This window comes from Paraburkholderia heleia NBRC 101817, from assembly GCF_000739775.1.
Lineage (GTDB): Bacteria > Pseudomonadota > Gammaproteobacteria > Burkholderiales > Burkholderiaceae > Paraburkholderia > Paraburkholderia heleia.
In genome coordinates, this window is the sequence record NZ_BBJH01000007.1 from 206,573 (window position 1) to 231,532 (window position 24,960).

The window sequence follows — 24,960 nt, forward strand, 5'->3', positions numbered from 1 at the left end:
ACGCGCAACAGACGGGAGGAGACATGAACGCACCCGAGGCGAACTTGCCCGAGCTGAGCCCGGAAGCGCTCGCGCAGCGCCAGCGCGAGGTAGTCCAGGCGTTGATGGCCGTGCTGCCGGCGCATTGCCTGCTGCATCGAGAGGAGGACACGGTCGCTTACGAGTGCGACGGCCTTGCCGCCTACCGGCGGCTGCCGCTCGCCGTGGCGCTGCCGGAGACCGAGTCGCAGGTGCAACGCATCGTGCAGATCTGCCGGCGCCTCGACGTGCCGGTCGTGCCGCGCGGCGCGGGCACCGGGCTCTCGGGCGGCGCCATGCCGATCCGGCACGGCATTGTGCTTTCGCTCGCGCGCTTCAGGCGCATTCTCGAAGTCGATCCCTACGCGCGCACGGCCACCGTGCAGCCCGGCGTGCGCAATCTGGCCGTTTCCGAAGCGGCGGCGCCCTTTGGCCTTTACTACGCGCCGGACCCTTCGTCGCAGATCGCCTGCACGATAGGCGGCAACGTTTCGGAGAACTCGGGCGGCGTCCATTGCCTCAAGTACGGCCTCACGGTGCACAACGTGCTGCGCGTGCGCGCCGTGACGATGGACGGCGAGATCGTCGAATTCGGCTCGCTCGCGCCCGATGCGCCGGGCCTCGACCTGCTCGCGGTGATGATCGGCAGCGAAGGCATGTTCGCCATCGTGACCGAAGTGACCGTCAAGCTGATTCCGCGCCCGCAAACCGCGCAGGTCATCATGGCGAGCTTCGACGACGTCGTGAAAGGGGGCGACGCCGTGGCGGGCATCATCGCCTCGGGCATCATTCCGGCGGGCCTGGAAATGATGGACAAGCCGGCCACGCGCGCCGTAGAGGAGTTCGTCAACGCGGGCTACGACCTTGACGCCGCCGCGATCCTGCTGTGCGAAGCGGACGGCACGCCCGAGGAAGTCGCCGACGAGATCGCGCGCACGACCACGGTGCTGCGCGAGCACGGCGCCACGCGCATCCAGATCTCGCGCACCGAGGAAGAACGCCTGCGCTTCTGGTCGGGCCGCAAGAATGCGTTTCCGGCGGCGGGCCGCATCTCGCCCGATTACTATTGCATGGACGGCACTGTGCCGCGCCGCGCGATCGGGCCGCTGCTCGCGCGCATCCACGAAATGGAAAAGCAGTATGGACTGCGCTGTATCAACGTCTTCCATGCCGGCGACGGCAACATGCACCCGCTCATTCTCTTCAACGGCAACGACCTCGACGAATGGCACCGCGCAGAAGCCTTTGGCTCGGACATTCTCGAAACCTGCGTGGAACTGGGTGGCACCGTGACGGGCGAGCACGGCGTGGGCATCGAGAAGATCAATTCGATGTGCGTGCAGTTCTCGCCGCAGGAGCGCGACGCGTTTCATGCGGTGAAACACGCGTTCGATCCGGCGAGGCTCCTCAACCCCGACAAGGGTATCCCCACGCGGGCGCGCTGCGCGGAGTACGGGCGCATGCACGTGCGCGGGAATCTGCTGCCGCACCCCGAGTTGCCGCGCTTCTGACGGACGCGCAAACACGCACCGGGCCCCGCGCCGTCTATACATATCACGTGACCCGAATGAGGGTCCGCTCCGGGTTGTCAGGCGAGGTTCGCCCAGTACAATCGAACGAACCATATAACGAACAAGCGCGACCATCACGACATGGAAGAGGACGACATCGTCTCGGACTGGTCCGAACGCATCCGGGCGGCGAGCGCCGATGGGCGGGCGCTGCGCATTCGCGGCGGGGGCACCAAGGACTGGTATGGCCAGGCGCTCGAAGGCGAGATTCTCGACACGCGCGCGCACCGCGGCATCATCGCTTACGACCCGGCGGAACTGGTGATCACGGCGCGCGCCGGCACACCGCTTGCGGAGATCGAAACGGCGCTCGCGGCCCACGGCCAGATGCTCGCCTTCGAGCCGCCGCACTTCGGCGCGCAGGCCACCCTGGGCGGCTGCATCGCCGCAGGCATTGCCGGGCCGCGGCGGGCGAGCGCGGGCGCACCGCGCGACTTCGTGCTGGGCGCGGTGCTCATGAACGGCCACGGCGAGGTGCTGCATTTCGGCGGCCAGGTCGTGAAAAACGTGGCGGGCTACGACGTCTCGCGGCTCATGGCGGGCTCGCTCGGCACGCTCGGCCTGCTGCTGGAGCTTTCGGTGAAGGTGCTGCCGGCGCCGCAAGCGGAAACCACGCTCAAATTCGACATGAACGGCACCGACGCCGTGCGCAAGCTCAACGAATGGGGCGGCCGCCCGCTGCCGATAACGGCGAGCGCCTGGCGCAACGGCACGCTCGCGGTACGCCTCGCGGGCGCGGAAGCCGCGGTGAAGACAGCCCGCGCGAGCCTGGGCGGCGAAGTGGTGGATGCGGTAGAGGCCGAACGCTTCTGGGCGGGCCTGCGCGAGCAGACCGATCCGTTCTTCGCGTCCATTGCGCCCAACGCGGCGCTGTGGCGGCTCGCGCTGCCCTCGATCGCGGAGCCCCTGCAACTGCCGGGCGCGCAACTCATGGAGTGGGGCGGCGCGCAGCGCTGGTGGATCACGGAAACCGACGCGCAGACGGTGCGCATCAGCGCGAAACAGGCCGGCGGTCACGCGACGATGTTCCGCACGGGGCGCGACTACGACCGCAGCGCGGGCGTGTTCACGCCTTTGCCGGCGCCGCTCATGAAGATCCATCGCGGCCTGAAGGCCGCCTTCGACCCGGCCCGCATCTTCAATCGCGGCCGGCTGTATTCCGACTTCTGACGACACCCACACGCGGCGATGCAGACGAACCTCGCGGAATTCATACGCAACACCCCCGACGGCGACGAAGCCGACGCGATCCTGCGCAAGTGCGTGCATTGCGGCTTCTGCACCGCGACCTGCCCGACCTATCAGTTGCTCGGCGACGAGCTGGACGGCCCGCGCGGGCGCATCTATCTGATGAAGCAGATGGTGGAAGGCGCGCCGGTCACGAAGAGCACGCTCACGCACCTCGACCGCTGCCTCACGTGCCGCAGTTGCGAGACCACCTGCCCTTCCGGCGTGCAGTACGGGCGCCTCGTGGAAGTGGGCCGCAAGCATGCCGAACAAATGGTGAAGCGTCCGCTGCGCCAGCGCGTCATGCGCCGCCTGCTCGCGGGCCTGCTGCCGCGCCGCGCCCTCTTCACACCGGCCATGCGCCTCGGCCAGCAGGTGCGGCCGCTTCTGCCGAGGCGCCTGCGCGACAAGGTGCCTGTGCGCCAGCGCCTGCTCGCGTGGCCCGCGGCCAGGCACGCGCGCAAGATGCTGATGCTGCAAGGCTGCGTGCAGCCCTCGATGATGCCCAACATCAACATCGCGACCGCGCGCGTGCTGGACGCGCTCGGCATCGAAACGATCGTCGCGCCGCAAGCGGGCTGCTGCGGCGCGATCCGCCTGCATATGGGCTACGCCGACGACGCGCTCGACGACGCACGCGCGAACATCGACGCCTGGTGGCCCTACATAGAGCAAGGCGTGGAAGCGATCGTGATGAACGCCTCGGGCTGCGGCGCGACGGTAAAGGAATACGCGCACCTGCTGCGCGACGATCCGGCCTATGTGGAAAAAGCGCGCCGCGTGGTCGAGCTCACACGCGATCTTTCGGAGCTGCTGCCCGCATTCGAGGAACAGCTCGTGGCCACGACGAGGCGCCGCAGCATCAAGACGGTGGCCTGGCATCCGCCCTGCACGCTGCAGCATGGCCAGCAGTTGCGCGGCGGTGTGGAAAGGCTCCTCACCGCGCTCGGACTCGACGTGCGGCTGCCCGCCGACAGCCATCTTTGCTGCGGCTCCGCAGGCACGTATTCGATCACGCAGCCGCGCCTTTCCTACACGCTGCGCAACCAGAAAGTGGACCGGCTGCAGGCGCTGGAGCCGCAATTGATCGTCTCCGCCAACATAGGCTGCATCACGCACCTGCAAAGCGGCACGGCGATTCCGGTCACGCACTGGATCGAGCTGGTCGAACATATGCTGGCAACGAATTGAGCCCATTGGGAACGGGACCAGCGTAACCGGATGCGCGACGCGCCAACATTCAGCCAATCGGTATAGCCTTTCTGGCCAGTATTTCGCGCCGTGCGCAGTCCGTATAATGGCCGTCGTTCTGTTCGTTCTGGATCCCAAAAGGCGGCGCGTCCTTTCACGTGCCGGCCTTCATGCCCGATGACCGATCTTTCCCGCAATCTCGAAGCTGTCCGCGAGCGCATCGCGGCCGCTGCCCGCAACGCCGGCCGCGACCCGCGGAGCGTGGAGCTGCTCGCGGTTTCGAAAACGTTTCCCGCGCAGGACGTGCGCGCCGCTCACGCTGCCGGCCAGCGCGCGTTCGGCGAAAACTACGTGCAGGAATCCGTCGACAAGATCGAAGCGCTCGCCGACTTGCGCGCGAGCATCGAATGGCATTTCATCGGGCCGCTCCAATCGAACAAGACACGCCCCGTAGCCGAGCGTTTCGACTGGGTCCATTCGGTCGATCGTCTGAAGATTGCCGAACGCCTTTCGGCGCAACGTCCCGCCGGCATGGCGCCGCTCAATGTCTGCCTGCAGGTCAACGTGAGCGGCGAAGCCAGCAAGAGCGGCGTCGCTCCACAAGAAGCGCAGCAGGTCGCGCGCCAGATCGCCGCCCTGCCCAACCTGCGCCTGCGCGGGCTCATGTCGATTCCCGAGCCGGAAACTTCGCTCGAGGCGCAACGCGCGCCGCACCGCCAGCTGCGCGAGCTGTTCGAAGCACTACGCGCAGATGGCCTCGCGCTCGACACGCTCTCCATGGGCATGTCGGCCGACCTCGAAGCCGCGGTGCTCGAAGGCGCGACGATCGTGCGCGTCGGCACCGCCATTTTCGGCGCGCGCAACTACGCTCATTGATTCACTGAACGATTCCATATCATCATGAAAATTGCCTTCATCGGCGGCGGCAACATGGCCTCCGCACTCATCGGTGGCCTGATCCGCAAGGGCGTTCCGGCCAGCAACCTCTACGCGATCGATCCGAACGAGGACGCCCGCAAGCGCAGCGCGGAGCAGTTCGGCGTGCGCACCGGCGCCGCCGCGGACGACGCGCTCGCTTCGTACGACGCGGTTCTGATCGCAGTGAAGCCGCAAATCGCCAAGGCTGTGGCCGAAGGCATCGCCCCGCACCTGGGCGCCAATCAGGTCGTCATCAGCATCATGGCCGGTATTCGCATCGACGACCTCTCGCGCTGGCTGAACGGCCACGCGCGCGTCGTGCGCACGATGCCGAACACGCCCGCGCTGATCGGCATGGGCGCCACCGGCCTCGTCGCGAGCAGGAGCGTGGACAACGCGGGCCGCCAGCTCGCCTCGGATGTGCTCGGCGCCGTCGGCCAAACGGTCTGGTTCGACGACGAAGCGAAGATCGACGCGGTCACGGGCATCTCGGGCAGCGGCCCGGCCTACGTGTTCTACTTCATCGAAGCGCTCGAAGAAGCGGCGCGCCAGCTCGGCATGGACGAGCAGCAAGGCCGCGCGCTCGCCATCGCCACGTTCGCGGGCGCGGCGCAACTCGCGCTGCAATCGGACGAGCCGCCCGCCGTGCTGCGCGAGCGCGTGACCTCCAAAGGCGGCACGACCGCCGCCGCGCTGGCATCGTTCGATGCTTCTGGCGTGAAGGCCGCCATCGTCAAGGGCGCACTCGCGGCCGACGCACGCGCGAAGGAAATGGGCGAAGAATTCGGCAAGCAGTAAACCTGCCGCCGCGTCCAGATAAAAAAGCGCCGGGTGTGTCGTGCACCCGGCGCTTTTTTCGTCGATCTGCCCTCAGAGTCCCGCGACGGCGTAATGGGCCGCAATGCCTGCGAACAGCACGCCGCCCAGCCAGTTGTTGTGGCGGAACGCGGCGAAGCACGGCATGCGTTCGCGGTTCTTGATGAGCGTGTAGTGGTAAGCGGCGCAACCCGCGGCGGCCGCCCAGCCGAGCCAGTAGAGCCAGCCGAAACCCAGCGCCACGCCCACCCACACGTAAATGCCGAGCGTGGCCGCATAGCAGAGCATGATCGCGAGCACGTCGAAGCGGCCGAACGTGAGCGCCGAGGTACGAATGCCGATCTTGATGTCGTCGTCGCGATCGACCATCGCGTATTCGGTGTCGTAGGCCACGGACCAGAACACGTTTGCCACGAGCATGATCCACGCGAGCGCCGGCACGTGATCCTGTACCGCGGCGAATGCCATGGGAATGCCGAAGCCGAACGCGATGCCCAGGTACGCCTGCGGAATCGCGAAAAAGCGCTTGGTGAACGGATACGACGCCGCCACGAACAGCGCCACGACCGAAAGCTGCCTGGTAAGCGCATTGAGCGGCAGGATCAACAGGAACGACACGAGCGCGAGGCCCGCGGCAATCGCCACCGCTTCCCAGGCGCGAATGCGGCCCGACGTGATGGGGCGTTCGGCCGTGCGCTTCACGTGGCGGTCGAAGTCGCGGTCGGCATAGTCGTTGATCGCGCAGCCCGCCGAGCGCATCAGCACGGTGCCGACCGTGAAGATGATCAGCAGCGGGAGGGGCGGATGGCCGTCCGAGGCGATCCACAGCGCGTTGAGCGTCGGCCACAGCAGCAGCAGGCTGCCAATCGGCTTGTCCATACGGACGAGCCGCAAATAGAGCGGGAGTCGGGCGAACATGTTCGGGGCGGGAAAAACGATGGCGCTATTGTAGGCCAGGGCGGCGCGCCGTCGCCGCGAGCCGCTCCCGCACAAAATAAAGGCCCGCCGGACATCCGGCGGGCCTGTCATCGTGCTGGTCGTGCTTCCGGGGCAGCGCCATGGCGCCGCATCGGCATCAGGCCAGCAGCGAGCGCAGCATCCACGCGGTCTTTTCGTGCGTCTGCATGCGTTGCGTGAGCAGGTCGGCGGTCGGCTCGTCGTTGGCTGCTTCCGTCGACGGGAAGATCGCGCGCGCGGTGCGCACCACGGCTTCCTGGCCTTCCACCAGCTGGCGGATCATGTCTTCCGCGGCCGGCACGCCGTCCGCCTCGGGAATCGACGAGAGCTTCGCGAATTCCTTGTAGCTGCCCGGCGCATGCACGCCCAGCGCACGAATACGCTCGGCGATGGCGTCCACGGCCAGTGCGAGTTCGTTGTACTGCCCTTCGAACATCAGGTGGAGCGTGTTGAACATCGGCCCCGTGACGTTCCAGTGGAAGTTGTGCGTCTTCAGATACAGCGTGTAGGTGTCCGCGAGCAGACGCGAGAGACCTTCCGCGATCTTCTTGCGATCCTTGTCGCTGATGCCGATATTCACGTGCTGTACGGTTGCTTTTTTGGCCATGACGACTCCTTTCTGTAGCAGTGAGACGATGCGTGCTTGACGAACCGGTTGCGACGCGCGCGCATTCCGGCAGGGGCGCGCGGGCGCTCGATCGGTCGTCAGTGTAGCCTGGAAATATCAGGAAGCCCGCTCATCCGACCCTACTGCCCGGCGACGTACCGGCTCGTTCAGTGTCCTGCCAGGTATGCGAGCCCCTGCATCGCGATCGCCACCAAGCCGCTCGCAACAATCGCAAAGCCCACCACCCGTCGCACGGTCTGTGTGCCTTGCGCGCGCGTGCGCGCCATCGCGGCGGCCTCGCCTCGTCCCATCGTCATGAGGGTCATCGTCATCGTTCGGGTCATGATCGTGCTCCTGTGGTGTTTCCTCGCAGTCCCGTTTCAGGCGCGGCTCGCTGTCCCGGCGTTGTGACAACAAACCGCGCCCCGCGTCCTTACTTTGCCAGCTTCGCGATCGCGTCGATCACGCCTTGCGCGTACGCCGCATCGGCGCGGCGGAAGTGCTCGATCTGACGCTCCACGATCTCCGTCGGCACGCCGCTGATATGGCGTGCGATGTTCGCGAAAAGCCGCTCGCGCTGGCCCGCGTCGAACAACCGGAACAGCGCGCCCGGCTGGCTGTAGTAGTCGTCGTCTTCGCGGTGATCGTAATGATCGACGGGACCGGCCGCGAGCGGCGGCTCGCCCGCTTGCGCACGCTGCGCGAAGTCGCCGAAACGGCTCGGCTCGTAGTTCACGTTGCCGTCCAGGTTGCCGTCGGTGCGCATTGCGCCGTCGCGATGGAACGAGTGGAACGGGCAGCGCGGCGCGTTCACCGGAATCTGGTGATGGTTCACGCCGAGGCGGTAACGCTGCGTGTCGCCATACGAGAACAAACGACCCTGCAACAGGCGATCCGGCGAGAAGCCGATGCCCGGCACCACGTTCGCCGGCGTGAAGGCGGCCTGCTCGACATCGGCGAAATAGTTCTGCGGATTGCGGTTCAGCTCGATCGTGCCGACGTCGATCAGCGGATAGTCCTTGTGCGGCCACACCTTCGTGATGTCGAACGGGTGATACGGGACCTTCGCGGCATCGGCCTCGGGCATCACCTGAATGCGGAAATGCCACTTCGGGAAATTGCCCTTCTCGATCTCGTCGAAGAGATCGCGCTGCGCCGATTCGCGGTCCTGGGCAATCACCTGTGCGGCTTCGGCATCGCTGTAGTTCTCCACGCCCTGCGCCGATTTGAAGTGGAACTTCACATAGAAGCGCTCGTTGTTCGCGTTGATGAACGAGAACGTGTGCGAGCCGAAACCGTGCTGCTGGCGATAGTTCTTCGGAATGCCGCGATCGCTCATGAGGATCGTCACCTGATGCAGCGACTCCGGATGGCGCGACCAGAAGTCCCACGCCGCCACATTACTGCGCATGTTGGTACGCGGATCGCGCTTTTGCGTGTGGATGAAGTCCGGGAACTTGAGCGGATCGCGAATGAAGAACACCGGCGTGTTGTTGCCGACGATGTCCCAGTTGCCTTCTTCCGTGTAGAACTTGATCGAGAATCCGCGCACGTCGCGCTCGGCGTCCGCCGCGCCGCGCTCGCCCGCCACGGTCGAGAAGCGCATGAAGAGCGGCGTTTCCTTGCCGACTTCGCCGAACACTTTCGCCTTCGTGTAGCGCGAGATGTCGTGCGTGACCTTGAGCGTGCCGAACGCGCCCGAACCCTTCGCGTGCACGCGGCGCTCGGGAATCACCTCGCGGTCGAAGTGCGCAAGCTTTTCGAGGAGCCACACGTCCTGCAGCATCACCGGGCCGCGCGGACCGGCGGTGAGCGAGTTCTGGTTGTCGACGACGGGTGCGCCGGCTGCCGAGGTGAGAGTACGGTCGGTCATGCTGGATTCCTTTCTTGCTTGCGGGTGGGTTCTGGAATTCGGTGAAATCTGCGAAGGATGGCGCGAAGCCGTCAGGCCGACAGCGCACGGTCGACCAGCAGCGAGAACCACACGGTGCGAAGGCCGGAATGGGCGTGTGCCGGGGTGCTGGCAGTGTTCGGGTTGGGGGTTTGCATCGCTTCCTCCAGGGTTTCCGGTTGGGATCGGTTGGAGGAAACTTTACCAGCGACTATCCATATCGATAATTTGATTTATTTAATCTATCGAATAGGCGCAGGTTATTGGGGTCGCAAGAAATGCAGGTCGGGAGAGTGGGGACGCGGGCGCGAATGCCGCGTGGCGGAAGGCAGAAGAAAACGCGCCGCGCCGCCCGGCAGCGCACGGCGCGGTGTACGTCAGGCCGCCTCGGCAGGCGCCTCGATCTTCTTCACACCGGGCAGCTCGCAGGCGTGAATGGCGTCGACGATCGCCTCGATCGCCGGCATGCGCGTGAAGCTCTTGCGCCACGCGATCACGACACGGCGGTCCGGCACGGGTTCGTCGAACGGCACGTAGGAAAGCAGCCCGGAATCCACGCCGCCCGCGTGCGGCTTCACCTCGGTCACCGACATGCGCGGCAGCACGGTAATGCCCACGCCGCTCGCGACCATATGGCGAATGGTCTCCAGCGACGAGCCTTCGAAAGTCTTCTGGATGCCGTCGGCGTTCTGCGAGAAGCGCATCAGTTCCGGGCACACGCCCAGCACGTGGTCGCGGAAGCAATGACCGCTGCCGAGCAGCAGCATGGTTTCCTGCTTGAGGTCGTCCGGATCGATCTTCGGACGCTGTTCCCACGCATGGCCCGAAGGCAGCGCCACGACGAACGGTTCGTCGTAGAGCGGCCGCAGCGTGAGGCCGGTTTCGGGGAACGGCAGCGCCATGATGGCCACGTCGATCTCGCCCTGCTTGAGCAGCTCGATGAGCTTGAGCGTGTAGTTCTCCTGCAGCATGAGCGGCATTTGCGGCACGCGCTTGATCATCTGCTTGACGAGCGTGGGCAGCAGGTAGGGCCCGATCGTATAGATCACGCCCAGGCGCAGCGGCCCGACGAGCGGATCCTTGCCCTGCTTGGCGATTTCCTTGATCGCGAGCGTCTGTTCGAGCACGCGCTGCGCCTGCGTGACGATCTGCTCGCCGATGGGCGTCACGCTCACCTCGCTCGTGCCGCGCTCGAAGATCTGTACGTTCAGTTCGTCTTCGAGCTTCTTGATGGCGACCGAAAGGGTCGGCTGGCTCACGAAGCAGGCTTCCGCGGCCCGTCCGAAGTGGCGCTCTCGAGCTACCGCGACAATGTATTTCAGTTCAGTGAGCGTCATTCGGGGACCAATCAAGAAAGGTGAATCAATAGTTTGTAGTTATACACCTATGGCGGTGATTCGCCAATAATCAACACCCTATGCGGGGCGTGATCATCGCAAAAGGGTCAGACGGCGCCGGCGCGCGCAGGTTCCGCGCAATGGCGTATTTACGCTTTGAGGTACTGCTCGCGGGCGCCGAGCCAGCGGTTCAAATGCTGCGTGACGACGAGCGGAAACTCGTGTAGCAGGCGATCGGCGGCTCCCCGCGCGGGCTCGATGAGCCACGCGTCGTTCTCGAGGTTCGCGAAGCGCAGCATCGCCGCGCCAGATTGACGCGCGCCGAGGAATTCGCCGGGGCCGCGGATTTCGAGGTCCTTGCGCGCGATCTCGAAGCCGTCGGTGGTCTCACGCATGGTTTGCAGGCGTGCGCGGCCGGTGAGCGACAGCGGCCCGGTATAGAGCAGCACGCACACCGAAGCGGCGCTGCCGCGCCCCACGCGCCCGCGCAACTGATGCAGTTGCGCGAGGCCGAAGCGCTCGGCATGCTCGATCACCATCAGCGAGGCGTTGGGCACGTCCACGCCCACTTCGATGACGGTCGTCGCCACGAGCAGCTGCACTTCGTTGCGTGAAAACGCATCCATGACGGCGGCCTTGTCGGCGGAAGCGAGGCGGCCGTGCACGAGGCCCACGGTGAGTTCCGGCAGCGCGGCCACGAGTGTTTCGTAAGTCTCGACGGCCGTTTGCAGCTGCAACGTCTCGCTTTCCTCGATCAGCGGACAGACCCAGTACACCTGTCGGCCCGTGAGCGCCGCCGCGCGTACGCGCGCGATCACTTCCTCGCGGCGCGCGTCGGAAATGAGCTTCGTGAGGATCGGCGTGCGGCCGGGCGGCAGCTCGTCGATGGTGGAGACGTCGAGGTCCGCGTAGTAGGTCATGGCGAGCGTGCGCGGGATCGGCGTGGCCGACATCATCAGCTGATGCGGCTGGAACTCGCGACGCGTCTCGCCAGGCGCCTTCGCGTTCTGCGCCTTGGCGCGCAGCGCGAGCCGCTGCTCGACGCCGAAGCGATGCTGCTCGTCGACGATCACGAGGCCAAGCCGCGCGAATTCCACGGCCTCCTGAATGATCGCGTGCGTGCCGATCACGAGCTGCGCGGTGCCGAGCGCCGCGGCTTCGAGCGCCGCGCGCTTTTCCTTCGCCTTGAGGCTGCCCGCGAGCCACGCCACCTGCACGCCGAGCGGCTCGAGCCAGCCGCGCAGCTTGCGCGCGTGTTGTTCCGCGAGGATTTCGGTGGGCGCCATGAGCACGGCCTGGTAGCCCGCGTCGATGGCCTGCGCCGCCGCGAGCGCCGCGACCACGGTCTTGCCGCTGCCCACGTCGCCTTGCAGCAGGCGTTGCATCGGGTGCGGCTGTTCGAGATCGTGCGCGATTTCCGCCACCACGCGCTCCTGCGCGCCGGTGAGCGTGAATGGCAGCGCGCCGCGCAGACGCGCCAGCAGCGTCCCGTCGCGCTTGCGCCCCGCGACGTGGCGAGCCATCGCGGGCGCGGCGCGCGTGCGGCGCTCTTCGTGCGCGCGCTTGAGCGATAGTTGCTGCGCGAGCAGTTCCTCGAACTTGATGCGCGTCCACGCGGGATGCGTGCCGTCGATCAGCTCATGCTCGTCGGCATTCACGCTCGGGTGGTGCAGCGTCTTCACGGCGTCCATCAAGGGCGGCAGATTCAGCGGCTCCATGAACTCGCGCGCCACCGCGTCCGGCAGCAGTTCGGGCAGATGCGCACGCGAAAGCGCGTTGTCGATCGCCTTGCGCAGATACGCCTGGCTCACGCCCGCCGTGGACGGATACACCGGCGTGAGCGCCTGCGGCAGGGGCGCGTCGCCTTCCACGACCTTCACCGCCGGATGCACCATCTCCATGCCGAAGAAGCCGCCGCGCACGTCGCCGCGCACGCGCAAACGCTTGCCGATCGCCATCTGCGTGACCTGCGAGCCGTAGAAGTTCAGGAAGCGCAAATGAAGCTCGTCGCCGTTGTGATCCCGCAGCTTCACGACGAGCTGGCGGCGCGGGCGGTAGGCGATCTCGTTGTCGAACACCACGCCTTCGGTTTGCGCGATGCCGCCCGGCAGCAGTTCGCCGATGGGCGTGAGCGTGGTTTCGTCCTCGTAGCGCATCGGCAGATGCAACACGAGATCGATGTCGCTGCGCAGACCGAGTTTGGCGAGGCGGTCGGCGGTCTTGGTGAGCTTGGGCTTGTCTTTGGCCGCGGCTTTTTCCACGGCTTGCTCTGCGGCCGGGTCCGCGGACTTCCTGGCGGCGCGCTTGCGCGCGGGCGGTGCGGCCCCTTGCGCCGCATCCGCTTGCCGCCCGCGCGCGCCGTCCCCGGGCGTGCGCGCGTCGTCGGGCGCCTCGCTCGCGGAGTCGGGTTCGGACATCAATCGGCTAACGGATGGGGGCATGGGCAGCTTCGCAAGTACAATATCGGCTTTCCGGCATGGCGCAGCGCAACGGCCCTGGCCATCGGGCACATCGCGCATGTCCCGCAATCATAGCCGCTCGCCGCGCGCGGGCGGCCATTGCGGCCGCTTCCCGGGGCGCAACCGCTCGACGGTTCGGCTTTCGCAGAGCCGCCGCGCGCCGGGCCTCCGGCGCATTTCCGTTACTTCAGGCCGCATGTTCAAGCTTTCCGATTTCGATTTCGACCTCCCCGAGGAACTGATCGCGCAGACCGCCCTGCCCGAGCGCAGCGCGAGCCGTCTGCTCGAGGTCGATAACACGACACAACCCGCGCGTCTGACCGACCGCCGCTTTTCCGACCTGCCGTCGCGCATCGCGCCGGGCGACCTGCTCGTCTTCAACGATACCAGGGTGCTGAAGGCGCGTTTCTTCGGCCAGAAGGCGAGCGGCGGCAAGATCGAGGTGCTCGTGGAGCGCCTGACGGGCGCGCGCACGGCGCTCGCGCAGATCCGCGCGAGCAAGAGTCCGGGCCCCGGCACGGTGCTGCGCCTCGCCGATGCGTTCGACGTGACGGTAGGCGAGCGCGTCGATCCGTTCTACACACTGCACTTTCCCGACGACTGCCTCACGCTGATCGAGCAGCACGGCCGTCTGCCGCTGCCGCCCTATATCACGCACGACGCCGATGCGAGCGACGAAACGCGCTACCAGACGGTGTTCGCGCAGAATCCGGGCGCGGTGGCCGCGCCCACGGCCGGCCTGCACTTCGACGACGCCCTGCTCGCGCAGCTCGACGCGCGGGGCGTGGAGCGCGCCACGCTCACGCTGCACGTCGGCGCGGGCACGTTCCAGCCGGTGCGCGTGGAAAACATCGCCGAGCACAAGATGCATAGCGAGTGGTACGAACTGCCGCAATCGCTCGTCGACAAGATCGCGGCCGCGCGCGCGCGCGGCGGCCGTGTGATCGCGGTGGGCACGACCTCGATGCGCGCGCTCGAAGCCGCTGCGCGCGACGCCGACCGCGCAGGCCGCGCGCTTGCGGCAACGCAGGCCGAAACCGATATCTTCATCACGCCCGGCTACCCGTTGCGCGTGGTCGATCGGCTCGTGACGAACTTCCACCTGCCGAAGTCCACGCTCCTGATGCTCGTTTCGGCGTTCGCGGGCATCGAGACGATACGCGCCGCGTATCGTCACGCGATTGCCGAACGCTATCGCTTCTTCAGTTACGGCGATGCGATGCTTTTGACACGCGCCGACGACGCGCTGAACAAGTAGAACGCAAAATTCCCAAGCCGTCGCGCGCCCAGAAAAACGCGCGGCGGCGTTTCATCATCTGCGCCGGACCTGCGATCCGGAGTTGGCGCTTTAGCGCATGCTCCGGTCCCATGCAAAGCACTTTCCGGTGGCACAGGAGTCAACCGCATGACCGACGGTCAGCAAAGCAACGCACGCGCCGAACACGGCGCCTATCTCGGCGAACGCCCGCAAAACGGCCTCAAATTCGAACTGCTCGGCACCGACGGCCTCGCCCGCCGCGGCCGCGTCACGCTCAATCACGGCGTGGTCGAAACGCCGATCTTCATGCCCGTGGGCACCTACGGCACCGTGAAGGCCACGCAGCCGCGCGAGCTCGAAGAGATGAAGGCGCAGATCATCCTCGGCAACACCTTCCACCTCTGGCTGCGCCCGGGCCTCGAGACGATCGAGGCGCACGGCGGCCTGCATCGCTTCATGGGCTGGAACCGGCCGATCCTCACCGATTCGGGCGGCTTCCAGGTGTTCTCGCTCGGCGAGCTGCGCAAGATCTCGGAAGACGGCGTGCGTTTCGCCTCGCCCGTGAACGGCGACAAGCTGTTCCTCTCGCCCGAAGTGTCGATGCAGATCCAGAAGGTGCTGAATTCGGACATCGTCATGCAGTTCGACGAGTGCACGCCCTACGCGACCAACGGCGTGCCCACCACGCACAAGGAAGCCGCGGATTCGATGCGCATGTCGATGCGCTGGGCGCAGCGCTCGATCGACGAATTCAACCGTCTCGGCAATCCGAATGCGCTCTTCGGCATCGTGCAAGGCGGCATGTTCGAGGACCTGCGCGACGAATCGCTCGCCGGCCTCTCGCAGATGCCGTTCCACGGCTACGCGATCGGCGGTCTTTCGGTGGGCGAACCGAAGGAAGACATGATGCGCGTGCTGGAACACGTCGCACCGAAGCTGCCGGCCGACAAGCCGCACTACCTGATGGGCGTCGGCACGCCGGAAGACCTCGTGGCGGGCGTGGCCTCGGGCGTCGACATGTTCGACTGCGTGATGCCCACGCGCAATGCGCGCAACGGCTGGATCTTCACGCGCTTTGGCGACATCAAGATCCGCAACGCCGTGCACCGCAATTCGCTGCGCCCGCTCGACGAGCAATGCGGCTGCTACACCTGCCGCAACTTCACGCGCGGCTACCTGCACCACCTGCACCGCGTGGGCGAGATCCTCGGCGCGCAGCTCAACACGATCCACAATCTGCACTACTACCTGGAGCTGATGAGCGAGATGCGCGCGGCGATCGAGACGAAGGCGTTCGCGGCGTTCCGCCAGCGCTTCGCCGCGCAGCGCGCACGCGGCGTGGACTGAGAGGACGTCTCACGAGGGCGTGTCACGTGCCGGCCGCAAAACATTACAATTGCCTTTCGCAACAATGACGCGGGCATGGCATGCGGTCCGCCCGAGCCGCCCCGGTTTTCACGCGCACGCATGTCGCAGCGGGGCGGGATCCGGGATAAGCACTTGATCGCAAAGCCTATTTTGCGTCATCGTCGCGATGAATGCCGGTGGTAGAATAACCGGCTCGCTTTTTGATCGTAAAAAACGGAGAGACCAACGTGTCGTTCATTTCCAATGCCTTCGCGCAAGGCAGTGCAGCAGGTGGTGCCGAATCGAGCCTCATGAGCTTCCTGCCGCTCATTCTGATGTTCGCCGTGCTGTACTTCATCATGATCCGTCCGCAGATGAAGCGTCAGAAGGAACATCGCAACATGCTCGCGGCCATGGCCAAGGGCGACGAAGTGATTACGAGCGGCGGCATCGTCGGCAAGGTGACCAAGGTCAGCGAAGCCTACGTGGGCGTCGAAATCGCTGACGGCACGGAAATCACCGTGCAGAAGTCGTCGGTCTCGACCATCCTGCCGAAGGGCACGATCAAGTCGCTGTAAAGCTTCACGGAGTCCCCGAGGCCGTTGCCTCCGAAAGAACGGCCTCGCGCGCCCGGCCCCGCCCTCGCAGCCACTGACCAGAAGACGTCAATGCAGGTCCGCACCGAAGGCAACGCCGGACGCGCGCGCAGTGCTTAAGGCCATTCCCCTCCCCGTTGGGTCAGCCAATGAACCGTTATCCCCTCTGGAAATATGTCGTGATGCTGGTGGCGCTCGTCATCGGCTTCGTGTACACATTGCCCAATTTCTTCGGCGAAGCGCCCGCGGTCCAGGTGTCGAGCGGTAAAGCCACCGTCAAGCTCGACTCGGGCACGCTCGCCCAGGTCGAGGCCGCGGTCGCCGCGAATAATATCCGCGCGACCGACGTGACGTTCGACAACTCGTCGTTGAACGCGAACATCCGCGTGCGCGTCGCCGACACGGACACGCAGCTGCGCCTGAAAGACGCGCTCAACAAAGCGCTGAACGCCGACCCGAACGACCCGCAGTACATCGTCGCCCTGAACCTGCAGAGCGCCTCGCCGCGCTGGCTCACGTCGCTGCACGCGCTGCCGATGTATCTCGGCCTCGACCTGCGCGGCGGCGTGCACTTCCTGCTCCAGGTCGACATGAACGGCGCGCTCAACAAGAAGCTCGACTCCGACGCTTCGGACGTGCGCACGCTCCTGCGCGACAAGAACATTCGCGACGGCGGCGTGAACCGCGTCAACCAGTCGGTGGTCGTCAATTTCGCCGACGCCGATACCGCCGAGCAGGCGCGCAAGCTCCTCGCGGGCTCGGGCGGCATCACCGAACTGCAGTGGGCGTCGCAGAACAACCCCGAAGGCGGCGTGCAACTCGTCGGCACGTTCACGCCGGCCGTGAAGACGGCGGTTCAGCAAGCCGCGCTCAAGCAGAACATCCAGACGCTGCACAACCGCGTGAACGAGCTCGGCGTGGCCGAGCCCGTGATCCAGCAGCAAGGCGACGACCGCATCGTGGTCGAACTGCCGGGCGTGCAGGACACCGCCAAGGCGAAGGACATCATCGGCCGCACGGCGACGCTCGAAGCGCGCCTCGCCGACCCGATGGGCCTGCATCCGGACGTGAATGCCCCGGTGCCGCCGGGCGACGAGCTCTTCACGCAAGGCAACGCCGCGCCGGTGCTGCTGCGCAAGCAGGTGATCTTCACGGGCGACCGCATCATCGACGCCTCGGCAGGCTTCGACGAGCATCAGCGTCCGTCGGTCAACATCCGCCTCGACTCGGCGGGCGGCCGCGCGGTGCGCGCCGTCTCGCGCGACAACATCGGCAAGCCGATGGCGATGGTGCTGTTCGAAAAGGGCAAGGGCGAAGTGCTGACGGTGGCGACCATCCAGTCGGAACTGGGCGACCGCTTCCAGATCACGGGCCAGCCCACGCCGCAGGCCGCCGCCGACCTCGCGCTGCTGCTGCGCGCCGGCTCGCTCGCCGCGCCGATGGACATCATCGAGGAACGCACGGTTGGCCCGAGCCTTGGCGCGGACAACATCCGCAAGGGCTTCGATTCGGTGATCTACGGCTTCGCCGCCATCGCCGTGTTCATGATCGCGTACTACATGCTGTTCGGCGCGATCTCGATGATCGGCCTCTCGGTGAACCTGCTGCTGCTCGTGGCCGTGCTCTCCATGCTGCAGGCCACGCTCACGCTGCCGGGCATCGCGGCCATTGCGCTGGCGCTCGGTATGGCGATCGACGCGAACGTGCTGATCAACGAGCGCGTGCGTGAAGAACTGCGCAACGGCGCGCCGCCGCAACTCGCCATCCAGAACGGCTACGCACACGCCTGGGCGACGATTCTCGACTCGAACGTGACCACGCTCATCGCCGGTCTCGCGCTGCTCGCGTTCGGCTCGGGCCCGGTGCGCGGCTTTGCGATCGTGCACTGTATCGGCATTCTCACGTCGATGTTCTCGGCCGTGTTCTTCTCGCGCGGTCTCGTGAACCTCTGGTACGGCGGCAAGAAGAAGCTCAAGTCGCTCGCGGTGGGTCAGGTGTGGCGTCCGGCGTCCGATGAAGGCACGCCCGCGCTCGCCGGCGCCGATGCCGGCACCGACACGGGCCGCGCCGTCGCGGCAACTGCCACGAAGCGTGAGCCGGCCAGGGCCGGCGCGAAAGGCGCCGCGCGCGCCAAGCCGGTCGTGCGCCGCCGCGATGCCCAGGGCGGCACGGGCGGCTCCGGCAACAACACCGGCTCGTCCCGCTGATACGGAGTCAAGACCATGGAATTTTTCCGCATCCGCAAAGACATCCCGTTCATGAAGCACGCGTTGGTCTTCAACGCGATCTCGCTTCTGACCTTCATCGCGGCGGTGTTCTTCCTCGTCCACCGCGGCCTGCATCTGTCGATCGAATTCACGGGCGGCACGGTCATCGAAGTGCAGTATCCGCAGGCGGTGCCGCTCGAGCCGCTGCGCGACTCGCTCACGAAGATCGGCTACGGCGACGCCCAGGTGCAGAACTTCGGCACCTCGCGCGACGTGCTGATCCGCCTGCCGCTCAAGCAGGGCCTCTCCTCCGCGCAGCAGAGCGACCAGGTGATGTCCACGCTCAAGGCGGCCGACCCGCAGGTGCAGTTGCAGCGCGTGGAGTTCGTCGGCCCGCAGGTGGGCAAGGAACTCGCGACAGACGGCCTGCTTGCGCTCGCGTGCGTGGTGGCGGGCATCGTCATCTACCTGTCGTTCCGCTTCGAATGGAAGTACGCCGTGGCCGGCGTGATCGCGAACCTGCACGACGTCGTGATCATCCTGGGCTTCTTCGCCTTCTTCCAGTGGGAGTTCTCGCTCTCGGTGCTCGCGGCCGTGCTCGCGGTGCTCGGCTACTCGGTGAACGAATCGGTCGTTATCTTCGACCGGATTCGCGAGACCTTCCGGCGCGAGCGCAAGATGAGCGTGACCGAAGTCATCAACCACGCCATCACCAGCACGATGTCGCGAACCATCATCACCCACGGCTGTACGCAGATGATGGTGCTCTCGATGTTCTTCTTCGGCGGTCCGACGCTGCACTACTTCGCGCTGGCGCTCACGGTGGGTATTCTCTTCGGCATCTACTCGTCGGTGTTCGTCGCGGCGGCGCTCGCGATGTGGCTCGGCGTCAAGCGCGAAGACCTCATCAAGGACAAGAAGGAAAAGTACGATCCGAACGATCCGAACGCGGGCGCGCAGGTTTGAGCTGCGCACCAGCAAAAAAGCCGGTTCTCGCGAACCGGCTTTTTTTTCGTGCCTGCGCAACGGCCATCGCCGCACCGCCGCTCTTTCCTACTGCTTGATGCCTTCGGCCTGGATATGCAGCGTGGTCTTCATCCTGAAGCCGTACTTCTTGCCCGAGTCCATGCCGAAGTCGTCGCGGTTGAATGCGGCCTCGGCCTCCACGCCGCACACCTCGCGTTTGAGCACGGGGTGCTGAATGCACCTGAACGACTCGATCTCGAGCTTGAGCGGCCGCGTCACGCCGTGCAGCGTGAAGTCGCCGATCACCTCCCTGGGCGTGTCTCCATGGAAGACGATGCGCGTGCCCTTGTAGGTGGCCGTGGGGTACTTCGCGACATCGAGAAAGTCGTCGCCCACCAGATGCTGGTCGAGCTGCGGGTTGCCGGTCTGGATCGACGCCGGATCGATCGTCACGTCCACGGTGCCCGTTCTCGCCGCGCGGTCCAGCGTGACCGTGCCCGTGGTCTTCGTGAACTTGCCGCGCCAGATGGAAAGACCGCCGAAGTGGTCGGCCTCGAAGCTCGGAAACGTGTGGTTCGGATCGAGCTGGTAAGTATCGGCGGCGTGCGCGGCCTGCGTCAGCAGGGCGGCGAGCGACACGGCGCTGCCTGCGGCCATCCATACGAGCTTGTTCAAAAGCGCCTCCTCGGAGTCGTTCGATCTATTTGCGGGCGAAGACGATATGAAACTTGATCAGCACTTCGTCGGCGACGATCGAGGTGTCCTTCCACTCGCCGGTGCCGATCTCGAAGGCGAGCCGGTGAATCGGCAGCGTGCCGTCGAAGGTCTGCGTGCCGCCCTGCTGCGTGAGCACGACGGGCACGGCCACGTTCTGCGTGTGCCCCTTGATCGTCAGCTTGCCGCTCACGCTGTACTGGTTCGTTCCGGTCGGCGCGATGGCGGTCGAGACGAACGTTGCCTGCGGGAACGTCTTCGCGTCGAACCATTCGCGCCCGTGCACGGAATCGTTGTAGGTCTGGTCTCCCAGATCATAGCTTGCCGTGTCGACCGTGATCTTCGCGCTACCGCTCGCGGGTCTCGCCGGATCGAAGTCGATCTGCGCGTCGAACTTCGTGAAGCTGCCCTGAACCGGCACGTTCATCTGGCGCGAGACGACGACGATCGTGCTCTTCGCCGCGTCGAGCTGCGCGTGGGCAGCCCCGCCCGCGAGCAGCGCCGCGGCGGCGCCGGTCCACACTGCCGCCGCCCCGACCGCCGGGCGCCACCGATAAGAACGAATCCATCTCGACAAGGCTTCCATGATCGTCTCGCTTTGATTGCGTAGTCATTGGCTTCGTGGACGGCATGGCCATCTTGCGCCGCCATGCATGCTCCATGCCCGAAAGATAATCCAGATCGGGTGACAGCAAACATCTGGAGATAAGGGCCGGGTCCCGCCGCGCTCGCACACGCTGACGGCGCAAACGTGGCACACTGCGCAGCCCGTTCGCCGGCCACGAGCGCTGCGTGACCTGCAAACCCGCGGCAACGGCAAACCCGCAGCAAACCCGCGGCTGACCGCGCGGCAGCCCCTGCGGCCGCCTCGCCGGGGGCCCGCGGCTCGCTTCGGCACGCCGGCGGGCGCGTTTGGTAACATGGCGCGAGGCGCTGTCGGCACCTTCCGGCCTGTGTACCGCCGCCGCGCGTCCCTCGTTCACGTCGTTTTGCGTCACCTGCCCGCATGGCCCAGGACAAACTGATCGCGTGTCCCGATTGTGACGCGCTCTACCGCAAACCGCGGCTGCCCGGCCGCCAGTCGGCGCGCTGCTCGCGCTGCGGCGCCACGCTTTACAGCAGCGCCGCGTCCCAGCTCGACCGCATCTGCGCCATCACGGTTGCGGCGCTCGTCACGTTCATCATTGCCCAGTCGTTCCCGATCATCGAGCTCGATGCGAACGGTATCACGACGGCGTCGAGCCTGTTCGGCGCCCTCGTGGTGCTGTGGCACGAGGACATGGAGATCATCGCGGTGATCGTCTTCTGCGCGACCACCCTCTTTCCGCTCACGGAGATGGTGGCGCTGCTCTACGTCCTGCTGCCGGTGCGGCGCGGCTTCATTCCACCGGGCTTCGACCTCGTGCTGCGCGCCATCCAGTTCGTGCGGCCCTGGGGCATGCTCGAAGTCTTCATGCTGGGCGTGCTCATCACCATCGTGAAAATGGTGAGCCTCGCGCGCGTGATTCCCGAAACCGCGCTCTTCGCCTTTGGCGCGCTCACGCTGATGTTCACCGTGGTCGTCACGTTCGATGCGCGCACGCTGTGGGACATCGCCGACGGCCTGCGCGACGCCGCACGTGCGGCGCGCGAGGGCGGCGCGGGACCGGGCGGCCTCGCGGGTGACGCCGGCCCGGCCGGACCGCCCGGACCGAGCTCGCCCGCCTCGCCGTCACCGGCATCGGCCCATCCGGTCTCCGGGCCCGAGATCCGCGAGCCCGGCACACGCGCGCAGGACCCGGCGGCGCCGCGCGGCGGCCCGCTCCCCGAGGGGCCCCGATGAAATACCAGACCGCCGCCGACGCCGGCTACATCTCCTGCCACGCCTGCGGGCACGTGCAGCCGCACGTGCGCACGCACGGCCACGCGCGCTGCGCGCGCTGCGGCTCGCCCGTGCACGAGCGCAGCCCGGACAGCATCATGCGCACGTGGGCGCTCCTCATCGCCGCGGCGCTCCTCTACATCCCCGCGAACCTGCTGCCTGTGATGCATACAGCCTCGCTCGTCGGCAACGAGGACGACACCATCATGAGCGGCGTGGTCTACTTCTGGACCTCCGGCGACTGGCCGCTCGCCGTGATTGTCTTCATCGCCAGTATTCTCGTGCCCATGCTCAAGCTGTCGGTGCTCGCGCTGCTCGCGTTCACCGCGCAGCGGGGCTCGACGTGGCGGCCCGTGGAACGCACCAAGCTCTACCGGCTCGTCGAATTCATCGGGCGCTGGTCGATGCTCGATGTGTTTGTCGTCACGCTGACCGTGGCGCTGGTACGCTTCCAGTCGCTTGCGGTCATCACGGCGGGCCCCGGTGCGATCGCGTTCGGCTCGGTCGTGATCCTGACGATGATCGCCTCGATGCAGTTCGATCCGCGCCTGATCTGGGATCCGGTGGACGAAGACAAACACAAACCCGCGCAACGCTCTCAGGATCAACCCCATGAATAGTCCGAAAGGACCGACCCCGCCCAATCTGCCGGAACCGGAGATCGTCAAGCCGCGGCGCTGGCTGCCCTCGCTCGTCTGGATCGTGCCGATCGTCGCGGCGCTGATCGGCGTGGCGCTCGTCGTCAAGTCGGTCGCCACGCGCGGCCCGACCATCACGATCAGCTTCGTGAGCGCCGAAGGGCTCGAGCCCGGCAAGACCAAGGTCAAGTACAAGGACGTGGACATTGGCTCGGTGCGCGCGATCAAGCTCTCGCCCAACCTTTCGCATGTGATCGTCACGGTCGAGCTCACCAAGGACGCCGAGCGCTTCGCCGTGAAGGACAGCCGCTTCTGGGTCGTGCGCCCGCGCGTGGGCGCAAGCGGCGTCTCGGGCCTCACCACGCTGCTCTCGGGCTCGTATATCGGCGCGGACGCCGGCCGCTCGCAGGAGTCGCAAAGCGACTTCGTCGGACTGGAAGCGCCGCCCGCCGTGACCATCGACGAGAAGGGGCATCGCTATACCCTGCACAGTTCGACGCTAGGCTCGCTCGACATCGGCACGCCGATCTTCTACCGGCGCATCCAGGTAGGGCAGGTCACGGGCTATTCGCTCGACAAGGACGGCACCGGCGTGACGGTGCAGGTGTTCGTGAGCGCGCCCTTCGACCAGTACGTGGGCACCAACACGCGCTGGTGGCATGCGAGCGGCGTGAACGTGCAGCTCGATTCGAGCGGCATCAAGGTCAACACGCAATCGCTCGCCACGATCGTGGTGGGCGGCCTCGCGTTCCAGGCGCCGCCCGGGCAGTCGATGGGCCCGCAGGCGCCCGACAGCGCCACGTTCTCCCTCGCCTCCGACGAGAGCGAGGCAATGCGCGAGCCGGACGGCGCGCCGCAACGCGTGGTCATGTACTTCAACCAGTCGTTGCGCGGCCTTTCGGTGGGAGCGACGGTCGATTTCCGCGGCATCGCGCTCGGCCAGGTGACGGACATCGGCATCGAGTACGACCCGAAACAGCACAACTTCACGATGCCCGTGACGATCGATCTCTACCCGTTGCGCCTGTCGCGCCGCATCCGCGGTGAAGCGCCCGCGCCGCATACGCCGCAAAGCCAGGAGCTGCTCAGGCGGCTCGTCGCGCGCGGCCTGCGCGGCCAGCTGCGTACCGGCAACCTGATCACGGGGCAGCTCTATATCGCGCTCGACATCTTCCCGAAGGCGGGGCCCGCGACGGTCGACTTCAACCGCGACCCGCTCGAACTGCCCACGGTGCCGAACTCGCTCGAGGAACTGCAGCTGCAGGTGGCGGACATCGCGAAGAAGCTCGATCAGATTCCGTTCGACAAGATCGGCAACAACCTGAACGAGTCGCTCAAGAATGCGAACCAGTTGTTCGGCAAGGTGAACGACCAGATCCTGCCGCAGCTGCAAGGCACCCTCGACGAGGCGCAGAAGACCTTCAACGCCGCGCAGTCCACGCTGCAGCAGGATTCGCCGCTGCAGTCCGATGTGCGCCAGGCGATGCAGGAACTCACGCGTACGCTGCAATCCCTCAACGCGCTCTCCGATTATCTGGAGCGCCATCCCGAATCGCTGCTGCGCGGCAAATCTGGAGACAAGCCATGACGTTCCGACGCGTCCCCGCCCTTGCCGCGCTCGGCGCGCTGGTCGTCGCAGCCGCGCTGGCGGGCTGCAGTTCCCCCGCCAGCCGGTTCTACACGCTCAGCCCGACCGACGACACGGCTCGCACCGCCGCGCCGGGCGCAGGCAATGCCCAGTGGCTGATCGAGCTGGCGCCTGTGGATGTGCCGCCGCAGGTGGCAAAGGCACAGTTCGTCGTGCAGACCGACGCGAACCAGGTGCGCGTGCTCGAGCAGGAGCGCTGGTCCTCGATGCCCGGCGACGAGATCCGCCGGGCGCTCTCGGGCGACCTCACGCAGCAGCTCGGCACCATCGACGTGTACGGCTCGCCGCATCCCGAGGGCGTGCCCGTGTACCGCGTAAGCGTGAACGTGCAGCGCTTCGAATCGTGGCCGGGCTCGCATGCGCTCATCGACGCCGTGTGGAGCGTGCGCGCGCTCGACACGCAAACGGTCCTGACCTGCCGCAGCGTGCTCAACGAGAAGGTGGGCGACGGCTACGACGCGCTCGTCATCGGCCACCGGCAGGCAGTCGAGGCGCTCTCGCAGTCGATCGCGAGCGGCGTGCGCGCGCTTGCGGCCGCGCCGCGCGTGAGCGTGGCGGCGAATGGCGCGAAGACCGGCATGCGCGCGAAGCCGGCGCCGGGCATCGCCTGCCCGCAGATGGCGGCCGCCGGCGGCTGAGGCGGTGGTTTTTCGCTGACGCGGTCGTGTGGCGTACCTGGCATGCACGTCTGGCCGCTCCCGCAACCCGCGTACAATAGCGCCTTCCCCGCAGC

The 24,960-nt window shown here is 66.4% G+C and carries 22 protein-coding genes; 14 read left to right on the forward strand and 8 right to left on the reverse strand.

Going from position 1 to position 24,960, the window contains the following annotated elements; genetic code table 11:
* Positions 1 to 23: 23 nt before the first annotated feature.
* From BHE01S_RS08160 to proC, 5 genes are all read left to right on the forward strand, one after another.
* Positions 24 to 1,529, forward strand: a complete 1,506-nt coding sequence (locus BHE01S_RS08160; RefSeq protein WP_042262462.1) for an FAD-linked oxidase C-terminal domain-containing protein — start codon at positions 24 to 26, stop codon at positions 1,527 to 1,529.
* A gap of 141 nt (positions 1,530 to 1,670) precedes the next feature.
* Complete coding sequence (gene glcE, locus BHE01S_RS08165; protein WP_042262465.1) at positions 1,671 to 2,759, forward strand: glycolate oxidase subunit GlcE; 1,089 nt, start codon at positions 1,671 to 1,673, stop codon at positions 2,757 to 2,759.
* A gap of 18 nt (positions 2,760 to 2,777) precedes the next feature.
* Positions 2,778 to 4,007: a glycolate oxidase subunit GlcF gene (gene glcF, locus BHE01S_RS08170; RefSeq protein WP_042262467.1), complete on the forward strand. Its 1,230-nt coding sequence runs from the start codon at positions 2,778 to 2,780 to the stop codon at positions 4,005 to 4,007.
* Between the two features lie 177 nt (positions 4,008 to 4,184).
* The gene (locus BHE01S_RS08175) at positions 4,185 to 4,883 is read left to right on the forward strand and encodes a YggS family pyridoxal phosphate-dependent enzyme (RefSeq protein WP_042262469.1); all 699 of its coding nucleotides are present in this window, start codon (positions 4,185 to 4,187) and stop codon (positions 4,881 to 4,883) included.
* A gap of 24 nt (positions 4,884 to 4,907) precedes the next feature.
* Positions 4,908 to 5,723, forward strand: a complete 816-nt coding sequence (gene proC, locus BHE01S_RS08180; RefSeq protein WP_042262471.1) for a pyrroline-5-carboxylate reductase — start codon at positions 4,908 to 4,910, stop codon at positions 5,721 to 5,723.
* A 72-nt stretch (positions 5,724 to 5,795) separates the two neighbouring features.
* Here the strand turns inward: proC and ubiA are convergent, their stop codons facing one another.
* The 6 genes from ubiA to recG all read right to left on the reverse strand — a co-directional run bounded on the left by ubiA (position 5,796) and on the right by recG (position 12,950).
* Positions 5,796 to 6,659, reverse strand: a complete 864-nt coding sequence (gene ubiA, locus BHE01S_RS08185; protein ID WP_042262472.1) for a 4-hydroxybenzoate octaprenyltransferase — start codon at positions 6,657 to 6,659, stop codon at positions 5,796 to 5,798.
* Positions 6,660 to 6,816: 157 nt separating this feature from the next.
* Positions 6,817 to 7,305, reverse strand: coding sequence for a Dps family protein (locus BHE01S_RS08190; RefSeq protein ID WP_042262475.1), 489 nt, complete (start codon positions 7,303 to 7,305; stop codon positions 6,817 to 6,819).
* A gap of 167 nt (positions 7,306 to 7,472) precedes the next feature.
* Positions 7,473 to 7,649: a hypothetical protein gene (locus BHE01S_RS37665; RefSeq protein ID WP_157025225.1), complete on the reverse strand. Its 177-nt coding sequence runs from the start codon at positions 7,647 to 7,649 to the stop codon at positions 7,473 to 7,475.
* Positions 7,650 to 7,738: 89 nt separating this feature from the next.
* Positions 7,739 to 9,178: a catalase gene (locus BHE01S_RS08195; RefSeq protein ID WP_042262477.1), complete on the reverse strand. Its 1,440-nt coding sequence runs from the start codon at positions 9,176 to 9,178 to the stop codon at positions 7,739 to 7,741.
* Positions 9,179 to 9,573: 395 nt separating this feature from the next.
* Positions 9,574 to 10,533 carry a hydrogen peroxide-inducible genes activator gene (locus BHE01S_RS08200; RefSeq protein WP_042262481.1) on the reverse strand — a complete coding sequence of 320 codons (960 nt, stop codon included), beginning with the start codon at positions 10,531 to 10,533 and terminating at the stop codon, positions 9,574 to 9,576.
* A 149-nt stretch (positions 10,534 to 10,682) separates the two neighbouring features.
* Positions 10,683 to 12,950, reverse strand: a complete 2,268-nt coding sequence (gene recG / locus BHE01S_RS08205; protein ID WP_245639673.1) for an ATP-dependent DNA helicase RecG — start codon at positions 12,948 to 12,950, stop codon at positions 10,683 to 10,685.
* Positions 12,951 to 13,188: 238 nt separating this feature from the next.
* Here recG and queA point away from each other — a divergent pair, with 238 nt between their 5' ends.
* The 5 genes from queA (at position 13,189) to secF (ending at position 19,366) form a co-directional block, all read left to right on the forward strand.
* Positions 13,189 to 14,250, forward strand: a complete 1,062-nt coding sequence (gene queA, locus BHE01S_RS08210; protein ID WP_042262770.1) for a tRNA preQ1(34) S-adenosylmethionine ribosyltransferase-isomerase QueA — start codon at positions 13,189 to 13,191, stop codon at positions 14,248 to 14,250.
* Positions 14,251 to 14,397: 147 nt separating this feature from the next.
* Positions 14,398 to 15,597, forward strand: coding sequence for a tRNA guanosine(34) transglycosylase Tgt (gene tgt / locus BHE01S_RS08215; RefSeq protein ID WP_042262486.1), 1,200 nt, complete (start codon positions 14,398 to 14,400; stop codon positions 15,595 to 15,597).
* A gap of 248 nt (positions 15,598 to 15,845) precedes the next feature.
* On the forward strand, positions 15,846 to 16,175 hold the full coding sequence (yajC, locus tag BHE01S_RS08220; protein WP_042262488.1) for a preprotein translocase subunit YajC: 330 nt from the start codon (positions 15,846 to 15,848) through the stop codon (positions 16,173 to 16,175).
* Between the two features lie 167 nt (positions 16,176 to 16,342).
* Entirely contained in the window at positions 16,343 to 18,400 is a 2,058-nt protein-coding gene (gene secD, locus BHE01S_RS08225; RefSeq protein WP_042262491.1) for a protein translocase subunit SecD, read from the forward strand.
* A gap of 15 nt (positions 18,401 to 18,415) precedes the next feature.
* The gene (gene secF, locus BHE01S_RS08230) at positions 18,416 to 19,366 is read left to right on the forward strand and encodes a protein translocase subunit SecF (protein WP_042262493.1); all 951 of its coding nucleotides are present in this window, start codon (positions 18,416 to 18,418) and stop codon (positions 19,364 to 19,366) included.
* 87 nt (positions 19,367 to 19,453) lie between these two features.
* Here secF and BHE01S_RS08235 read toward each other — a convergent pair whose 3' ends face one another.
* Positions 19,454 to 20,023: a YceI family protein gene (locus tag BHE01S_RS08235; protein ID WP_042262496.1), complete on the reverse strand. Its 570-nt coding sequence runs from the start codon at positions 20,021 to 20,023 to the stop codon at positions 19,454 to 19,456.
* Between the two features lie 43 nt (positions 20,024 to 20,066).
* Positions 20,067 to 20,666, reverse strand: a complete 600-nt coding sequence (locus BHE01S_RS08240; protein WP_084068662.1) for a YceI family protein — start codon at positions 20,664 to 20,666, stop codon at positions 20,067 to 20,069.
* A gap of 420 nt (positions 20,667 to 21,086) precedes the next feature.
* On the opposite strand from BHE01S_RS08240, the gene BHE01S_RS08245 reads away from it, so the two are divergent.
* From BHE01S_RS08245 to BHE01S_RS08260, 4 genes are read left to right on the forward strand one after another with little or no spacing between them, the layout of a single operon-like run.
* The gene (locus BHE01S_RS08245; RefSeq protein WP_084068664.1) at positions 21,087 to 21,902 is read left to right on the forward strand and encodes a paraquat-inducible protein A; all 816 of its coding nucleotides are present in this window, start codon (positions 21,087 to 21,089) and stop codon (positions 21,900 to 21,902) included.
* The gene (locus tag BHE01S_RS08250) at positions 21,899 to 22,561 is read left to right on the forward strand and encodes a paraquat-inducible protein A (RefSeq protein WP_042262501.1); all 663 of its coding nucleotides are present in this window, start codon (positions 21,899 to 21,901) and stop codon (positions 22,559 to 22,561) included. Before BHE01S_RS08245 ends, BHE01S_RS08250 begins: the two co-directional genes overlap by 4 nt.
* Complete coding sequence (locus tag BHE01S_RS08255) at positions 22,554 to 24,167, forward strand: PqiB family protein (protein ID WP_042262504.1); 1,614 nt, start codon at positions 22,554 to 22,556, stop codon at positions 24,165 to 24,167. The genes BHE01S_RS08250 and BHE01S_RS08255 overlap by 8 nt, the downstream gene beginning before the upstream one ends.
* Entirely contained in the window at positions 24,164 to 24,865 is a 702-nt protein-coding gene (locus BHE01S_RS08260) for a PqiC family protein (protein ID WP_042262507.1), read from the forward strand. Before BHE01S_RS08255 ends, BHE01S_RS08260 begins: the two co-directional genes overlap by 4 nt.
* Positions 24,866 to 24,960 lie beyond the last annotated feature (95 nt).

What these genes read in the sequence shown, in the direction of transcription:
- BHE01S_RS08255 (WP_042262504.1), top strand. Translation starts at nt 22,554, where the DNA reads ATGAATAGTCCGAAAGGACCGACCCCGCCCAATCTGCCGGAACCGGAG.
- glcE (WP_042262465.1), top strand. Translation starts at nt 1,671, where the DNA reads ATGGAAGAGGACGACATCGTCTCGGACTGGTCCGAACGCATCCGGGCG.
- queA (WP_042262770.1), top strand. Translation starts at nt 13,189, where the DNA reads ATGTTCAAGCTTTCCGATTTCGATTTCGACCTCCCCGAGGAACTGATC.
- BHE01S_RS08175 (WP_042262469.1), top strand. Translation starts at nt 4,185, where the DNA reads ATGACCGATCTTTCCCGCAATCTCGAAGCTGTCCGCGAGCGCATCGCG.
- BHE01S_RS08235 (WP_042262496.1), bottom strand. Translation starts at nt 20,023, where the DNA reads ATGGCCGCAGGCAGCGCCGTGTCGCTCGCCGCCCTGCTGACGCAGGCC.
- proC (WP_042262471.1), top strand. Translation starts at nt 4,908, where the DNA reads ATGAAAATTGCCTTCATCGGCGGCGGCAACATGGCCTCCGCACTCATC.
- secF (WP_042262493.1), top strand. Translation starts at nt 18,416, where the DNA reads ATGGAATTTTTCCGCATCCGCAAAGACATCCCGTTCATGAAGCACGCG.
- BHE01S_RS08160 (WP_042262462.1), top strand. Translation starts at nt 24, where the DNA reads ATGAACGCACCCGAGGCGAACTTGCCCGAGCTGAGCCCGGAAGCGCTC.
- secD (WP_042262491.1), top strand. Translation starts at nt 16,343, where the DNA reads ATGAACCGTTATCCCCTCTGGAAATATGTCGTGATGCTGGTGGCGCTC.
- BHE01S_RS08240 (WP_084068662.1), bottom strand. Translation starts at nt 20,666, where the DNA reads ATGGAAGCCTTGTCGAGATGGATTCGTTCTTATCGGTGGCGCCCGGCG.
- BHE01S_RS08250 (WP_042262501.1), top strand. Translation starts at nt 21,899, where the DNA reads ATGAAATACCAGACCGCCGCCGACGCCGGCTACATCTCCTGCCACGCC.
- BHE01S_RS08190 (WP_042262475.1), bottom strand. Translation starts at nt 7,305, where the DNA reads ATGGCCAAAAAAGCAACCGTACAGCACGTGAATATCGGCATCAGCGAC.
- recG (WP_245639673.1), bottom strand. Translation starts at nt 12,950, where the DNA reads ATGTCCGAACCCGACTCCGCGAGCGAGGCGCCCGACGACGCGCGCACG.
- BHE01S_RS08260 (WP_042262507.1), top strand. Translation starts at nt 24,164, where the DNA reads ATGACGTTCCGACGCGTCCCCGCCCTTGCCGCGCTCGGCGCGCTGGTC.
- BHE01S_RS08245 (WP_084068664.1), top strand. Translation starts at nt 21,087, where the DNA reads ATGGCCCAGGACAAACTGATCGCGTGTCCCGATTGTGACGCGCTCTAC.
- BHE01S_RS08200 (WP_042262481.1), bottom strand. Translation starts at nt 10,533, where the DNA reads ATGACGCTCACTGAACTGAAATACATTGTCGCGGTAGCTCGAGAGCGC.
- BHE01S_RS08195 (WP_042262477.1), bottom strand. Translation starts at nt 9,178, where the DNA reads ATGACCGACCGTACTCTCACCTCGGCAGCCGGCGCACCCGTCGTCGAC.
- tgt (WP_042262486.1), top strand. Translation starts at nt 14,398, where the DNA reads ATGACCGACGGTCAGCAAAGCAACGCACGCGCCGAACACGGCGCCTAT.
- glcF (WP_042262467.1), top strand. Translation starts at nt 2,778, where the DNA reads ATGCAGACGAACCTCGCGGAATTCATACGCAACACCCCCGACGGCGAC.
- BHE01S_RS37665 (WP_157025225.1), bottom strand. Translation starts at nt 7,649, where the DNA reads ATGACCCGAACGATGACGATGACCCTCATGACGATGGGACGAGGCGAG.
- ubiA (WP_042262472.1), bottom strand. Translation starts at nt 6,659, where the DNA reads ATGTTCGCCCGACTCCCGCTCTATTTGCGGCTCGTCCGTATGGACAAG.